Raw genomic sequence first — 16,101 nt, forward strand, 5'->3', positions numbered from 1 at the left:
TTAGCAGTTGGGAATTGCTGGTCGTCGAGTTGAATAGAGTGTGAAGGTGTGAGGAAAATGAACAGAACTTTTTGGAATTTACTGCTAGTATCCCCGGCAATTCTGGGGCTATCATCAGTCATGAGTGCCACTGCGATCGCCGCAGAAGCGACCGCAACCGCTGAAGCCAACCAGCTAGCTACAGCTCAGTCATCTGAGTCAAAAATTGCAGAAATAGTTGGAGAAATAGTTGCAGAACCAGTTGCAGCAGCCCCTGCTGCCCCAGAAAAGCTGGCTTTAAACAGCAGCGACGAAGCGGCCCAAACCCCGGCGGTCAAGGAAGCAGACGCTGAAAAACTCGCCTCAATCGAACCAGAAACCAGCAAAGCAGCAGTGCAAACAACACTGCAAACAACAGGGAGCGGCATCGAGTTAGCAGCCCCAAGCGCTCCGACCAGCGCAGCAGCAGCGACTGAACCCCTAGCAGCAGGCACAGCCGAACCCTCGCCCCAAGCATCCGACTTGGCAGTGCAAAGCAGCCAGACAGACACCCCTGGGAAAATTGAAGTGCCAGCAGTCGCCAGCACCCCAGCTACTACCCCAGTTACTACCCCAGCTACTAAGGTAGAAATTGCTCAGACAGCACCCGCCGGAATGGGCGGCCCCATCGTCCCTGTCGCTCCCCAAGCGTTGCCGGCCCAACCGTCCGGAACCATGTCCCAGGTGACATCAGTCACTCAGCTCTCCGACGTGCGCCCGACAGATTGGGCATTCCAAGCCCTGCAATCCCTAGTCGAACGCTACAGTTGTATCGTAGGTTATCCCGACGGCACCTACCGCGGCAACCGCGCCCTGACTCGCTACGAATTTGCAGCCGGCGTCAACGCTTGCTTAGACCAGATAACCCAGCTAATTGGGTCAACAGGTAACTTGGTCACCCGAGACGACTTAGCCATCCTGCAACGCCTGCAAGAAGAATTTGCAGCCGAACTTGCTACCCTGCGCGGACGAGTAGACGGCCTAGAAGCTCGCACCGCAGAACTCGAAGCCAACCAGTTCTCCACCACCACCAAATTGTCTGGAGAAGCCATTTTTGCCGTCAGCGACACCTTCGTCGGAGATGGTATCCGCCTTGAGGATGACGAAACTGTCACCAACTTCGGCTACCGGGTGCGCTTGAACTTATTGACAAGCTTCACCGGTCGAGACTTGCTCAGAACCCGCTTGCAAGCAGTCAACGTCGCCAACTACGGAGCGTCAACCGCTACGGGTACTAACATGGCTCGCTTGGCCTTTGACGGCCAGGAGGGCAGCCAATTCACACTAGACGAACTGTACTATCGTTTCCCGGTCGGTCCCGCTACAGTTTTTGTCGGTCCTAAAGGACTTGACCTGGATGAAATTGCAGAGACGGTAACACCCTTTAACTCTACGGGTACTGGTGCAATTTCCAGATTTGGAGTTCGCAACCCGGCCGTATTCCGCGGGCCGCAGGGAGCTGGCGCAAGTTTGACTTTCAACTTGGGCCCCCTCCGAGCTACTGGGGGCTATCTTGCCTCCGACGGCGATGCTCCCGACCCCGCAAACGGCAGGGGCGTTGCCGACGGTTCTTTCAGCGCTCTGGGTCAGATCGGCTTTTTTAGCAAACCGTTTGATTTGGCCTTCACTTACACCCACAAATACAATCGCGCAGGCGATGTTGGCATCATGGGCGGTACGGGCAGTGCCTTGGCTAACCGGCCCTTCGGTCAAGCAACCACTCAAGCAGATAACTATGGCGTGCAAGTTAACTTCAAACCCAGCAGTCGCTTTCAGCTTGGCGGTTGGTACGGTTATACGAAGGCTGAGCAACTGCGGGGGGGCGGCAATGACGCGACGATCCAGAATGGTGCTATCACTTTGGCCCTGGCAGATTTTGGCCGGCAAGGCAACCTCCTCGGCTTCGTCTTCGGTGTACCGCCAAAAGTTACTGAGAGTGATGTCGCCAGAAACCGCGACACCTCTTATCACTTAGAAGGTTTCTATCGCTTCCAAGTCAATGACTTTATTTCGGTGACACCGGGCGTTTACGTGATTCTAAATCCCGAACACAACCACAGAAACGACGATATCTGGGTCGGACTCCTCCGTACTACCTTTAGTTTCTAAGGTTTCCAAATATCTACTCACAAGTAAAAGCGGCAGGCGACTGCCGCTTTTAGCTATTGGTGATCGGTCGATCGATTTTAGATTTTAGATTTTAGATTTTAGATTGTCAACAGCTAACACTCATCAGTCAACAGTTAACAGTCAACAGTTCACAAATTATGAATTTTGGCGACAAATTCCGAATACCGAGGTGTAGCCGTGCAGAAATGTGCTACCGCCGACGGGGCCGATTTCGCCATTGCAGAAAAAGCCACTCAGGGGAATGTTTTTGAGGTATCGGCCAAACAGTCTGGAGTCAAAGTTCGATTGGCCGTAAAGCCCTTCGCCGCGCCCCAGACAAGAGAACATTAAGGCGCCAGCGCTAGATGTACCGCTGTACTCGGCAGCCCGCTGATAGCGATCGAGCAGCATTTCTAGGTCTTCTGCGGAGGTGCGCGCGTCCCGCAGGTGAAATTGGATGCGCTGTCCGGGACGGACTCGATCGCCGATCGCAATTGCCCCCACTTTCGGATCTACTCCCAACAGATTGCGGATTAAAAAATCTCCCGGCTCTAATGTCAGCTTGAATTCATCGCTGACTAAGCCTACAAATAACGAGTGCTGGGCTAATTCTCGGTCTGCTTCGCTCAAAGTTTGAACTAACTCTCGCAAAGCCTCTAAGGGCGATCGTTCGATGCCCCCGCTGCCGCTATCATCGGTTTGTTCTTCGAGTTTCAGCAAAATATTGCGTTCTCCTTCCGTTACCCGATAAGGGTGCCCGATCGGCCTGCAGCCTTGAGCTACGATCGTTTCCAAAACTATATTGCCACTCAAAGCTATCCCAACAGTCCCTTCTCGGTAAAGCTGATAGTCGCAAAACAGCGCCGCGCCCCTGCCCGCACCGTCCCCCCCGGCGAGTCCCCCTACCTTCGCCGCACCCGGATAGGCATAATCTAGCCCTTGGAGCAAATCGTTAATTTTTGCGGAAAAGGGGTCGGCCAAGATGATGAACTGCGGTTCTTCCTGGGCCGGCACGCCCAAGAGATCCACCCAAGTATCCGGGGGACTGTCTAAGTCCGGCAGTTCTTCTGCACCGACGTGAAAAGTTCTGACATTCACTCCCGGTAAGCGCGCCAGACTGAGGCTGACTGCGGGAGATCCCTCGACTTCTTCGGTGAGGCCGCCCCGGTTCGTGCCGATGACTCCTCCCCCGCCACAGCCCAGGATCGCGGGTACTGGCAGCAGTTCTCGGAGTAAAGGCATCAGCCGAGAATACTCGCTGGCAAAGGCAGACGATATAAATATCAGCGCTAAATCAGCCGGGCCTTCTAGGTCGCGATCGGCTTGTTCTATAACTTCTTTGAGGGCGGATTCCAAAGACGGACGGGTTGATAAGGCGCTGACCCATTGCATTTGGTTTTCGGTGTACATAAGGCAAACTTCTCTATAAAACTATCTCTATACATTAGGCTAACCGGAACTGGCCGCGGGGGGGACGGTATTCTTGGGCGATCGATTCCCCCTCGATCGCCGTTCTTGTGTTAACATAAGTTAACATGAGAGTCCCATTAATCTGTTGTGTGTTAAATGCCGTGTTCAGCTAAATCTTAAAAGATAAAGCTCAATACAGTTTGACACACCAACTTCGTGTAATGTTTTCATCAAAAGTAAGGTCGGCTTGACCTACATTGATGCCTGTGGACTCTTCCCCCGCCGACGGGGTAGAGTAAAGCAGGAAGTAGAGAGGGGCTGCGATCGCAGTTATCGATGGTTTCTATCTGGGCTGCTGCAACAGCAGCGCATCCCAAACTATTATTAGCTGGGGTCGCCAGACCGAAACAGCAAATCCAACCCAAACTAACATCCAAAAAGAAAACCTTTCTTACTTAATAACGTCAACGACCCAGGTCTAAAGACACTGGGCTTCTAGCCTAAGACTTAAACCACTCTTGACTAGCCTAAGACTTTAGACGTCTACGTTTTTTGAGTGATGACGCCAAGCGGCTGCTTAGCTAGTCCCTTGCTCTGTCGTTAACGGTTAAACATCTTTATTTGGGTTAAGGATGTGCCGTTAGCCGAACAAGCTCACTAAACAAAGGCGCATGCTAACATTACCTAGAAATAGGTCGGGGACAACCATATTCTCCTACACATTCATACCAACAAGCTTTATGACAACAACACCCGCAAGCAACATCCAAGAACAAATTGAAGAAGAACTAGAAAGCGCTCGTACCGTCTGTGACCTCAAGGGCGCAACTTCCGGGGAATGCGCGGCGGCGTGGGACGCAGTTGAAGAACTGCAAGCAGAAGCTTCCCACCAAAAGCAGGTCAAACCTAAGAATTCTTTTGAAAAATTTTGCGACGACAATCCTGATGCTGCTGAGTGCCGCATCTACGAGGAATAAACGAGCCATTTAGCTCTATGCCTTCCCTCCCGCGCCGAAATCTAACTTTTGGCGCGGGAGAATTTTATTTGAGGGGTTGAGCCTTTAGGTAATGGCGAGATTTGCCCTCTATCCCAATACGGTTAAAATCAGCCAGCTTCTCCCCACTCCCCCAACCAAGGGGGACAATAATTTGCTCTGGCGCGCCTTGGTTCGGGGGATGGGAAGGCGAGATTCGAGGAATAAACAGTTTTAATCCAAGCATATTGCCGTCTATCGTGTCTCAAGTACGTTTCAAAGCGCGGCAAGTACCTTAGAAAAGGTAGCAGCAACTAAAACATTAAGACCCTGTTCTGGTTGCTGATTTTTTAGCATTTTTGTAGTAAAATTTGTGACAAATAAGTGAGTATATTTTCCCAAAGATGTTGAGTCTTTTATTGGCAGCCACCGGGCCTTGGTTTCAACCGCTAGTCTGGATGGATTATCGGTTGTCTGTGTTATTAACAATTTCGATCCCGCTGGTAGTGCTGATTTGGGCTGTTGTGGCAAAAGCTGAGGCGATCGTCCGTTTGTCGATTATTTATTGGCGGGTGGCGAGTTTGCTGGCAATTACACTTTACCTGATGATGGCTGCGCTGCCTGTGAGCTTTGTGTCGTCGGTGATTGGGAGGGCCTTAATTCCTGCTAGTCTGTGGTTTTGGGAGGATTTAAACGAAGAAATTGCCGATCGACCGCAGTCGCCCCTGAAACTGGCTTTTACAGCTTGGCGGTGGGCGATTACTGTTTACAGCGGTTTGGGCGCTCTAGCTCAACTTCCCTTCTTAAGCTGTGCCTTTAAATCTCAACTTCAGGTAATTGACGAACCTTTTTGCCGCGTTTGGTTAGACCCACCTTGGCTCTACAAACAAATGTTTCACCCTACGGCAAACCCTCAATTTTTGGGATTGTTGGGTCTAATAGGTTTAGCAATCTATGTAATTTACTTGTCATATTTTGTGCTAATTAGACTAGGAAAACAGGGGAGGTCAGCTACCGGAAATTAAGTGAATTTTAAGTAATTATTTGCCCCCTAAAGGGCAGTTAAAGTCTTCAAGAAAAAGCTCAAAAATCCCCAATAAAAAAAGCCGGGGCGCATCTAGGAAAAAATTAAACTAACAGCAGGGTGGATGACGTGAAGTTGCCCAAAAACGGATACAAGCCGCCGACTCCAGTCGTGGAGATCTAAAAATTTTAGACTAAAGTTCCAGCTTCCAGATTCATCTGTGGAGTAAATCTAAAATCTAAAATCTAAAATCCAAAATCGACTGACAGCAATGTTACTGGGAAAGACTGTGATGGATAGCAAACAAGCCTACTTACAGTGCTTAGAAAGGCTGATTTGGGCCCTCGATCGCCTGGAAGCAAAAGTCGAACCAACTGAAGTCGCTCGGATTGCCGAACTGGTTGTTCAGCCGATGATGGGGCCCTGGCGGTTTTTTCACACTCCCGAACATATTTTTGAGGTGGGGGGAGATGAAGATGCGATCGAGGTTTTGGCAGCTTTATTTCACGATACCGTCTACGTGCAAGTCGATCGCAGCATTAACTTTAACGTCAGCTACTACATCACTCCTGTTGCAAAAGAGGTTAACCAACAACTACAAATTCGGGATCAATCTGAACAGCCGGCGGATGCTATCTTCGAGATGGTAATGCTGGTATTCAATTTTGTACCGGGCGAAGTCCTCAATCCTTTCTCCGGACAAAACGAATTTCTCAGCGCTGTCGTCGCAGCAAAAGCTTTAGAACCATTTCTCAAACGCGAGCAATTGCTTCAAATTGTAGGCTGCATTGAAGCCACAATTCCGTTTCGCGCCGTCGAGTCCGGAGTAACGGTAAGCCAGGGTCTTTATGACCGCTTGCAGGCAATAAATAGCCGATTTAACCTCAGTTTGACTGACGAGGAAATGCGGCAAACGGTGAAAAAATCTGTGCGAATTTCTAACCGGGATGTGATGAGTTTTGCTCACCATAGTTCAGCCCATTTTTTGGCAAATACCTGGAATTTACTGCCGGAAACCAATCACAATCTCATCTGTTGCGGTTTTTACACGGTTCGCGACTACCGAGTTGCGTTGGTCAAGATGGAAGGTTTTCTTAATTATCTCAAGCCAGAAATAATTTTCCGACAGTTTGACGGATATCCAGACGATCGCACCTATCAGCGGTGGGAAACTACTGCTAAGTACAATCTCGAAATTGCGAAGCTTTATTTGGGGTGCAAACTGCCTGCTCTCGCCCTGCTAGAAGCTCTTTCTTCGGGTTTGGGCATCGATGTTTCTCTGGCGATGATGATGGGAGGAATTCCTGATCAATCTGTTAACTGCGTGCGCCTGGAAAGCTTTTTTCCCGAAATAGAGAAACCTTACCAACCTAAAATTGGTTTAGAAGCCGAAGTATTGAATTTATTAGAAAAGGGGCGGGCTAAAAGCACTTCTCAAACCGATTTGGAGAACTCGCCGTTGACAACGTTTGTGGTCAAAATTGTTGGCTTTGACGAAATGCGCTATCAGTGCGATCGAGCTAAGGAATTTTTTAAAGAACATCTAAATGCTGACGACTTTATTTCCGACTTTAACCCGATAGTTACAGAAATTGTCATTGATTCAATTCTCAAGTTGTTTGACAGCCGGAAATCTACTATCTACCGATACTACGATATCACTTCTAAGTTAAAGTCCCAACCCAAGAGCAATTTTCCCGATCGCCCTTTTCGCTCAAATGGTTAACTAGCTTTAAACACAGTATTTTTGCCTCCTCTATAGAAAATACCATTACTCAGCTTATATAAAAGTGGAGCGATTACACCGTGACAGGATTGGTTGACTTGCTTTCTCTACGTCAATCAGCCTATCCATCCCGACACCAACAGCCGTACAGGTAAGTAGGCGGGATTAAACCGCATAATGTAACACTATGTAAACAGGTTTAAGTCAGCCAGTAGAGAGCATTTGGAGACTTTGCCCTCGTTTACATAGGGGCGTTTTTTGGCGCCGACTTACTTATGGTGTGGCGCTGGTGGCAAAGATGCTAAAAGTTGATAAAAAATGGAAATTGGCTGCTGTTTGCCTCTGACAATTACTTTGTACAAAAGGGATTTTAGAGCGGGCTGTCACTCATCTGAGCTACCCCAGATAAGCGTCACTATAAAAAGCGACTGTTAAAGCACTTCCCCCCACAGCTACAACTGGGGAATAGCAAGTTCAAACGACTTGCAAACCACTAATCCCCAATCAAACCATGCAAACCACAAATTCAATTTACGCTCAATTGCCTCTTTGCTCTTCACTGCCCACACTGCAACGCAATAATAGCACCGCTGCCAATAAAGACGTGCGCTATCTCCAACAATCCTTAGTTAAAAACGGATATCCCGTAGCAACTGATGGATTCTTCGGCCCAAAAACTGAACAAGCAGTCATCAAATTTCAAAAGGAAAATAAGATTGCTGTTGATGGCATTGTCGGCCCTCAAACTTGGAATCTATTAGGCGCTTGTTATACAGGTGAACCCGGATGTTAAATCCAAGTTAACTAATCCTAGGCCCACGGGTAGCAAGAAACGGTTTTTTTTCACAACAATACTTCCTTTACGCCCCAGAAACGCTAAAAAAGCTGGTGGTTGAGCGAAGCCAAAACCTTGTTTATGCCCGTCAAAAGTGCATCCAGGATTATTAATTAACATCTTTTCCCCGCTGCCCTGCTTTTAAACAACTTGCAAACAACCAATGGAGACTCAAACTATGCAAACCACAAACGCAATTCACATGGAATTACCTTCCTGCCGTTATTTCCCTCTCCTCAAACGCAACGATGGCGTCACCCAAAATGAGGACGTTCGCTACCTTCAGCGACTCTTGAACGACAGCGGATTTTCTGTAAATACTGATGGAGGATTCGGCCCGAAAACCCAACAAGCAGTCATCAATTTTCAAAAGCAACAACAAATCGTTGCTGATGGCATTGTCGGCTCTAAAACTTGGAATAAATTGGGCGTTTGTACAACTATATTTTAAAGTTTGTGCAACCATCTTTTAAAGAGAGTAGGGCGTGCAGTGCGCGCCCTATTTCTCCGTCGAAGTTTCCACCCCAGACCACCCATCGGGCGCTCCGTACATTCGATACTTGCGAGCTCTTTTGAAATACAGCATGGCTACCCGATCGTCTGGATTGATTTGTAAAATATTCTGAAATACTTTTTGGGCGGCAACAAATTTTTGCTCGTAGTAAAAATTGAGAGCTTCTTGAAAAACCTCCGCAGTTTGCTGCTTAAGTACAATGCTCTGCTCTGTTTCTGTATCGTAAATTTCAAACACCGACACAGCATTTGTCTTTCCTTTCACCCTTACTCGATCGACAAATCTGTACTTATATTTTTGGGGATCGTCCAGGCGATCGATAATTGCACCGCTAACTAGAATTCCCGCGCCGTAAACCTTAGTCAATCCTTCCAAACGAGACGCGAGATTCACCGCATCAGCAATCACCGTACTTTCCATCCGTTCTCGCTCGCCAATGGTACCCAACATCAAATTGCCCGCGTGTAAACCGACGCCGATCGCGATCGGACACAAACCATTTTTTTCTCGCTGCTGGTTGTAAATATTCACTTCTTTTTGCATATCAATTGCTGCTCGCACGCCATCAGATGGAGATGTAGGAAACAGTGCCATGACTGCATCCCCAATGTATTTGTCAATAAACCCGTTATTTTTCCTGATTGCAGGGCTAACCCTTCCCAAGTAAGTATTAATAAATGCAAAATTTTCAGGCGGTGTCATATTTTCGGAAAGCGCCGTAAACGAGCGAATATCAGCAAACAGCACTGTCATATCTCGTTCCTGATTTTCGCCTAATTTTACTTCAATAATACTCGCCTTTTCCAGCAAGCTTAGAAAATCGTGCGGCACAAACCTGCCGTAGGCTGCATTCAGTTTAGCAAGGCGAATTTGCGTGTTAATTCTTGCCAACAATTCCTTTTTGATAAAAGGTTTAGTTATATAATCATTTGCTTCTAAGTTAAAAGCTTCTACCAAGTCAGTAGTTTGATTTTTAGCCGTCAGCATCAGAATCGGCATTTCTAAAGGCGAGTATTTTTTGCGGACTTCTCGACACACTTCATAACCAGTCATCTGTGGCATCATTACATCGAGTAAAATTAAGTCCGGCTTAAATCCTGATTCAATCAGATTTAAAGCTTCTAAGCCGTTGCTCGCTTGAGTTATCTCGTAGTTTTCTATAGAAAGACTGTTGATGATGACCTGAATATTAATGGGTTCATCATCTACAACCAAAATTTTGATTTTTTCATTTTCTACCAAGTCGCTATTGTCTGATAGCTGAGAATTTATTATCGAGGATTTGCCCGCGAATTCAGGAGTAATTAAAATGGGAGAACCCTCGGTTAAAAGCGGCTGTATGCTGCTCAATTCCGGCTGAGTTTCAGATACGGGCAAAGTAAAGATGAATTGGGAACCGACGCCTACAGTTGAAGATACCCCCATTTTCCCTCCGTGCAATTCCACTAATTGCTTAGCAACAGTTAACCCTAAACCCGTGCCACCATATTCTCTCGCAGTGGAACCGTCAGCTTGTTCAAAGGATTCAAAAATTCGCTCTAATTTATCTTCGGGGATGCCAATACCAGTGTCAGATACAGTAATGGCTAATTGGGAATTAGGCGGTGATTGTGCGTTGCCCGTTACCAATTCTGCTGAAATTTCAACTCGGCCACTTTCGGTAAATTTAATCGCATTGCCGATTAAGTTGTAAAATATTTGCTGCAACCGATTCTCGTCGGCTGCTATTGGCGGCAATTCACGAGCGACTGAGTTAATCAACTGCAAGTTTTTTTTGCCTACTAATGGCTGAGACAAAGTGAGAATTACCGAGACTATTTCTCGAATACCGACGGACTTAATTTGGAGTTCTATAGTTTTGTGTTTTAGCTGAGAAAAGTCCAGAAGATCGTTAATTAAAGAAGATAATCTTTTGCCCGAGGATGTAATCAAAGCTAAGTTAAAATTTGTTGAGTCGGGCAGTTGTCCAGTAGCACCGTCTATTAAAGATTCTGCAATCCCAATAATGCCGTTGAGGGGAGTGCGGAGTTCGTGGGAAGTATTGGCTAAGAATTCGTCTTTCAGTTTGTCTAGTCGCTGCAGTTCGGTATTTTTAGTTTCTAAGGCAGTAAAAGATGCTTGCAGTTGTGCTGCCATGCTGTTAAAAGCAGCGGCAAGTACGCCCAACTCGTCGGAGCGATCGAGCTTTACAGTTTGGTCAAATTGTCCTTCAGATAAAGCTATTGCTGCATTTTTTAATTTTAAAATAGGTTGGATAATCCAGCGAGAAGTGATAATTCCTAACACAGTTGCCATGCCCAAAGCTGCCAAACATAGCAACACTGTAGTTCGGTTGCCCGCATCAACTTGTTCCATAAAGTCGGCTTCGGGAACGACGACTACAATCAGCAAATCTAAACCCTTGTCGTCTTGGAAGGGCAGGACTTTTAAAAATTGCTGTTTCCCGTTTATCGCAAAATGGAGTTGCTGCGATTTGGTAATTTGGTGCAAGTTTTGAAAGTGACTTTCTAAATATTTAGCTGTAGTTTGCGTTACTGCATCGCTGCTTTCTTTAACTTTAAACAGTTCTTTTTGACCGTTTTGGGTGCGAAAAGGTTTTTCGGGTGTGGAAGTTGCCAGCAGCGTGCCATTTCTTTGGATAATAAAAGTTTGACCAGATTTACCTATTTTGAGGCTGTTTAAAAATTGACCGATACTGTCGAGACGCAAAGCAGCAATTAATACTCCTTCTAGCTGTTTCTGGCTGTTGTAAACTGGTTGCAGGGCGCTGAGGATCAATGTGGGTTCTAGTAAGGATACATAAACTGAACTCCAAGTTGGTTTGCCTGCTAGAGCCGCATAGGTGTAGGCAGGGTGCTGTCGGATGTCGGAGCTTTTGACGGTGGCTGCTACTGTCGTGCGATCGCCCCTATCATTAGTATTGTAAGAATAAAAATCAAAACCTCTAGATTGACCCGATGCGTTAATCAATAAAGTGCCGTTAGACATTTTTTCGCCAGTGCGATATTCTCCATCTGAATTAGCGATCGACGTAAAATTGATATAAGGATATAATTGCACTTGTCGCCACAGATACTTTTCCCAAGCTGACAAGTCTTTCATGTTCACAAAACCCAGTTTCACTGCATCCAATTTGCTTTGATTGATTTGGTGCGGAGTTTGCAGATAAGTTCTCAAATTTTGCTCAATGCGATTGCTCACCTCCCCCATCAACTGATCCGCCAGGTCATTAACTGCTCTTTGACTGTTTTTAAAGGATAAATATCCCACAATTCCTACGGCTGCAAATACTTGCAAGACAAACGGAACTATGAGTACGGTTCGCAGGGTAACTTTTCTTGAAATTTTAGCACTTAAACGGTTGAGAGAAAGATTTGACATAGCAGTAATTTAGGTTGAAATTATTAGTTTATGTTCGGTTCAAATCTCCACCAGTCTTAAGAGTTGTAAACACTTTTGACCGAGAATTTCTGAACAAAATGAGATAAATTGAGCTGGTAGACCAGAAAACGGGTTTTCCAGGTATCTTGGACAATTCTAGCCTTGGCAGTTCAACATTGTCCTAAACCGATTCAAATAGAGATGAGTAGCAGATAAATGTGCTGCCGGCTACAATAAAAATGTTATGTTGGGTTTCAGGTTCATACATTTCAAGCACCGACACCGCAAATTTTTTACTTTTTACCAGAATGAGATTGACAAATCGGTACATATCTTGTTTTTCGATAGAGCCGACAAGCAATTATTGTTTAATGAATCCTCATGACAATGGAAACGCTGTTTTGTATCGAGTGTAAAATAGGAGTACAATTTTCTGAAAAACTCCTTGTGGTTGGATCGGTTAAAAAATGTTGATTCAAGATAAATAATTGGCTAAATACTTGGCTAGCAGTCTCTGAAATTGGGTACTAAATCAAGGTATATTATATCTCACATCTGGCACAATTTTATTGTAGGCTGTTACTCCTAGCCCGGGCGAAAGGTTAAATTTTAATCCTCAACAACTTATCTATTATGGCTGACTCTATTGCTCGTCGCTTGGAACAATACACCATAAAACGATCGCACGAAGTTTTAATCGTCAAGGCAGAAATTGACGGCGAATTCGATGAAATTGCTATTTTTAAAGGCTTTTCTAGCTCCCTAACGCGATCGACTGCTTTCGATCCAGAGGTTGCTGTTTTGCCGGAGGAAGCAAAAATTGTCAGTGTCGATCGCGTGGAGAGCCCCTACAATCCAAATAACCCCCGCTATCTTCAGCAGGGGTTATCTTGGGAAACAATGCAATCTCTATTGTGCGAGGCGGGAGTTTAGCAAAACATTAGGGACACAACGCCAGAAAAACAGCAGGGACACAACATTGTTGTGTCCCTACTACAAAAGCACTATGTCCTTACCCTTAGAGCTAGAGCGTGCCGCCGGCAGCTTGGAAACGAGCTCTCGCGCGTTTGATTGCTTCCTTAGCTTGATATTGCTCTTGTTTGGTTCCACTAGCGGACTTTTCCAAACGAGCTTCTGCTTCGGTGTAAGCAGTACGAGCAGCTTCTTTATCAATGGTTTCGCCTTTTTCAGCGCCGTTGACAATAATAGTAACTCGGTTTTCTTCGATTTTTGCAAAGCCGCCCATGAGAGCAATGGCTACCCATTCCTTACCGGGACGGACGCGCATCACTCCCGTATCCAAAGCCGTCCCCATCGGAGCGTGACCGGTCAAGATACCTAATTGGCCTGTTATGCTTGGCAAAATTACTTCTTCGGCATTAGAATTCCAAACAATTTTGTCTGGGGCCACTACCTCTACATTTAATGTCATAAATCGGGAATTGGTAATTGGGAATTGGTAATTGGGAATGGGTAATGGGTAATTGGTAATTGGTAATTGGGAATTGGGAATTGGTAATTGGTAATTTGTTAGTTCCAATAACTCATTACCATTACCCATTACCCATTACCCATTACCCATTACCCATTACCCATTACCAATTTTCTACTTGGCGTCAGCTTTCATTTTTTCAGCTTTGGCGATCGCCTCGTTGATATCGCCCACCAAATAGAAAGCTTGTTCCGGTAATTCGTCAAGTTCGCCAGCCAAAATCATCTGGAAACCCTTAATGGTGTCTGCCAGCTTGACGTACTTGCCGGGGGAACCCGTGAACACTTCCGCCACAAAGAACGGTTGAGACAAGAACCGTTCAATTTTGCGAGCGCGAGAAACGGTCAAGCGGTCATCTTCCGACAGCTCATCCAAGCCCAAAATCGCAATAATGTCTTGCAATTCCTTGTAGCGTTGCAGAGTTGACTGCACCTGACGAGCAACACCATAGTGCTCTTCGCCGACAACGCTAACTTGCAACATTGTAGACGTAGAATCCAGCGGGTCAACCGCAGGATAAATCCCCTTCGCAGCCAAACCGCGAGACAACACAGTTGTAGCGTCCAAGTGAGCAAAAGTCGTAGCCGGTGCGGGGTCAGTCAAGTCATCCGCAGGTACGTACACAGCTTGAACCGAAGTAATCGAACCTTCGGTAGTCGAAGTAATCCGTTCTTGCAAGTCGCCCATGTCTGTACCGAGAGTCGGCTGATATCCCACAGCCGAAGGCATCCGACCCAACAGAGCCGATACCTCAGAACCCGCTTGCACAAACCGGAAGATATTGTCAATGAACAGCAGCACGTCTTGCTTGCTGACATCACGGAAGTATTCGGCCATCGCCAGAGCCGACAAGCCCACGCGCATCCGAGCACCAGGCGGCTCGTTCATTTGACCGTAAACCAGAGCAATTTTTGATTTGGTGCGGTCTTCTTCGTTAATAACCCCCGACTCGATCATTTCCTTGTAGAGGTCATTACCTTCGCGGGTGCGCTCGCCCACACCACCGAACACGGACACGCCGCCGTGAGCCTTGGCGATGTTGTTCACGAGTTCCATCATAATCACGGTTTTGCCGACGCCTGCGCCGCCGAACAAACCGATTTTGCCGCCGCGACGGTAGGGGGCGAGCAGGTCAATCACCTTGATCCCAGTTTCAAACACCGAAGGCTTGGTTTCCAGTTCGGTGAAAGCCGGCGGGTTGCGGTGGATGGGCATACTTTCGGAAGTATTGACCGGGCCGAGGTTGTCTACGGGTTGGCCGATGACGTTAAAAATCCGGCCGAGAGTTGGGATTCCGACGGGAACTTGGATCGATGCCCCGGTATCTACTACTTCCATGCCACGCACCAAGCCGTCGGTGGTACTCATGGAAACTGCACGCACTTGGCTGTCTCCCAGCAGTTGTTGAACTTCGCAGGTAACGGCAATGTCTTGACCTGCTTCGTTTTTGCCGGAAATCGTGAGAGCGTTATAGATTTGGGGCAGTTTGCCGCCTGGGAATTTTACGTCTACAACCGGCCCAATGATTTGGGTGATGTAGCCTACGTTCGTTTTTGTTGCGGTGGATACCATGAATAGTGCCTTTGTTAGGATGCTATTTTTCCGATATTGGAAAAACTCTTAACATTTAGAAATGCTATTCCTCAGATTACCACTGAACAGACGCACTATTTAGATTTGTATGGGGCTGGTTAAGAGTCATTTTTATGGTTCCTGCCCTCGCTTTTTTTTCCTGCGAGCTGCAGCCAAAGCCCCGATACCCAGGATAGTCCCGAACACTGTGACTGGTTCGGGGACTGGTTCGGGGACTGGTTCGGGGACTGGTGCGGGGACTGGTTCGGGGACTAACTCAGCCGACACGGTGAAGTCTTTGAAGTCAAGCTGGGTTCCTGGTTGGGCATCGTCGAAGGAGATTTTTGTTGGGCCCTTAGCCAGTTGGGCCTTTGTGAGCGATGAAAATTGCTCTGGGCCTTTACCGCCGTTGATGTTTGCAAATGAGTCGCTGGAGTTGTAGTCGAGCATAAAGTCGTCACCAAACACAGCAAGCTGACATCCCGCCACCAGACATTCATCTCTTCGGAACTGGGTGCCGGCGGCCCACCATAGGGTGCTGTTCATGAAGGTACTCGACGAGACGTATTGCTCGAAAGGCTTGCCGCTACCCGTGTCGCTCCACAGCAGCAGGGCATAAATTTGATCCTTCAAAAATTTGAAGGTTTGGGTGATGGAGCCGTTGTCTGAGGTGACTGCGTTGCCGAAGGTTCCTTCCCAGTTGTTGGCAGAGCCGTTATCTGAGGGTTTAGTCTCCTTAAACAGTTCGTAGATGTTGGTGTAGCCATTGTTTCCTGACTCAGCTTTGGCCACCCACAAGCTGGACTGGTAAGGGCTGTGAGATTGCTCGAAGGTAAAGTTTATACTGGTATCTTGCTCGAACTGGATGCCGCCAGCGCCGAACGTGAAAGCCCGGACGGGCGTGCAGATGCTGAGCAACATTGTGGTTGCCAAGCTGGCGACTGTAAAAGATGTTTTTTTGACTAGCGTTAAGGTAGTCATAACCCTGATTCCTCCAGTAGTGTTACGTAGTAAGGCGCAAAATGCCATGTTGTCGTGACGCGAAT

12 protein-coding genes are annotated in these 16,101 nt (G+C 47.0%); 7 read left to right on the forward strand and 5 right to left on the reverse strand.

Translation table 11 applies throughout. The annotated features are described in order from the left end of the window. The first annotated feature begins 57 nt into the window (after nt 1-57). Nucleotides 58-2,127, forward strand: a complete 2,070-nt coding sequence (locus tag QUA74_RS06530; RefSeq protein ID WP_333326259.1) for an iron uptake porin — start codon at nt 58-60, stop codon at nt 2,125-2,127. A 156-nt stretch (nt 2,128-2,283) separates the two neighbouring features. Here QUA74_RS06530 and QUA74_RS06535 read toward each other — a convergent pair whose 3' ends face one another. Further along, complete coding sequence (locus QUA74_RS06535) at nt 2,284-3,537, reverse strand: FIST N-terminal domain-containing protein (RefSeq protein ID WP_333326261.1); 1,254 nt, start codon at nt 3,535-3,537, stop codon at nt 2,284-2,286. A gap of 740 nt (nt 3,538-4,277) precedes the next feature. Here QUA74_RS06535 and QUA74_RS06540 point away from each other — a divergent pair. The 5 genes from QUA74_RS06540 (at nt 4,278) to QUA74_RS06560 (ending at nt 8,547) form a co-directional block, all read left to right on the forward strand. Continuing rightward, nucleotides 4,278-4,514 carry a Calvin cycle protein CP12 gene (locus QUA74_RS06540; RefSeq protein ID WP_333045631.1) on the forward strand — a complete coding sequence of 79 codons (237 nt, stop codon included), beginning with the start codon at nt 4,278-4,280 and terminating at the stop codon, nt 4,512-4,514. Nucleotides 4,515-4,915: 401 nt separating this feature from the next. Beyond that, on the forward strand, nt 4,916-5,536 hold the full coding sequence (locus tag QUA74_RS06545) for a DUF3177 family protein (protein ID WP_333326263.1): 621 nt from the start codon (nt 4,916-4,918) through the stop codon (nt 5,534-5,536). Nucleotides 5,537-5,806: 270 nt separating this feature from the next. After that, complete coding sequence (locus QUA74_RS06550) at nt 5,807-7,261, forward strand: hypothetical protein (protein WP_333410474.1); 1,455 nt, start codon at nt 5,807-5,809, stop codon at nt 7,259-7,261. A 511-nt stretch (nt 7,262-7,772) separates the two neighbouring features. Beyond that, on the forward strand, nt 7,773-8,054 hold the full coding sequence (locus QUA74_RS06555; RefSeq protein ID WP_333326267.1) for a peptidoglycan-binding domain-containing protein: 282 nt from the start codon (nt 7,773-7,775) through the stop codon (nt 8,052-8,054). A 220-nt stretch (nt 8,055-8,274) separates the two neighbouring features. Continuing rightward, entirely contained in the window at nt 8,275-8,547 is a 273-nt protein-coding gene (locus tag QUA74_RS06560) for a peptidoglycan-binding domain-containing protein (RefSeq protein WP_333326269.1), read from the forward strand. A gap of 48 nt (nt 8,548-8,595) precedes the next feature. On the opposite strand, the gene QUA74_RS06565 is transcribed toward QUA74_RS06560, so the two are convergent. Continuing rightward, the gene (locus tag QUA74_RS06565; RefSeq protein WP_333326271.1) at nt 8,596-11,991 is read right to left on the reverse strand and encodes an ATP-binding protein; all 3,396 of its coding nucleotides are present in this window, start codon (nt 11,989-11,991) and stop codon (nt 8,596-8,598) included. 633 nt (nt 11,992-12,624) lie between these two features. Between QUA74_RS06565 and QUA74_RS06570 the strand changes: the two genes are divergently transcribed. After that, nucleotides 12,625-12,924: a DUF7734 family protein gene (locus tag QUA74_RS06570; RefSeq protein ID WP_333326273.1), complete on the forward strand. Its 300-nt coding sequence runs from the start codon at nt 12,625-12,627 to the stop codon at nt 12,922-12,924. A gap of 91 nt (nt 12,925-13,015) precedes the next feature. Here QUA74_RS06570 and atpC read toward each other — a convergent pair whose 3' ends face one another. From atpC to QUA74_RS06585, 3 genes are all read right to left on the reverse strand, one after another. Next, nucleotides 13,016-13,423: an ATP synthase F1 subunit epsilon gene (gene atpC / locus QUA74_RS06575; protein ID WP_333326293.1), complete on the reverse strand. Its 408-nt coding sequence runs from the start codon at nt 13,421-13,423 to the stop codon at nt 13,016-13,018. Between the two features lie 174 nt (nt 13,424-13,597). Further along, nucleotides 13,598-15,055: a F0F1 ATP synthase subunit beta gene (atpD, locus tag QUA74_RS06580; RefSeq protein WP_333326275.1), complete on the reverse strand. Its 1,458-nt coding sequence runs from the start codon at nt 15,053-15,055 to the stop codon at nt 13,598-13,600. A gap of 132 nt (nt 15,056-15,187) precedes the next feature. Then, nucleotides 15,188-16,036 (reverse strand): PEP-CTERM sorting domain-containing protein, encoded by an 849-nt coding sequence (locus QUA74_RS06585; protein ID WP_333326277.1) that lies wholly within the window; start codon nt 16,034-16,036, stop codon nt 15,188-15,190. Nucleotides 16,037-16,101 lie beyond the last annotated feature (65 nt).

Source organism: Microcoleus sp. LAD1_D3, assembly GCF_036702135.1.
Classification (GTDB): Bacteria; Cyanobacteriota; Cyanobacteriia; order Cyanobacteriales; family Microcoleaceae; genus Microcoleus.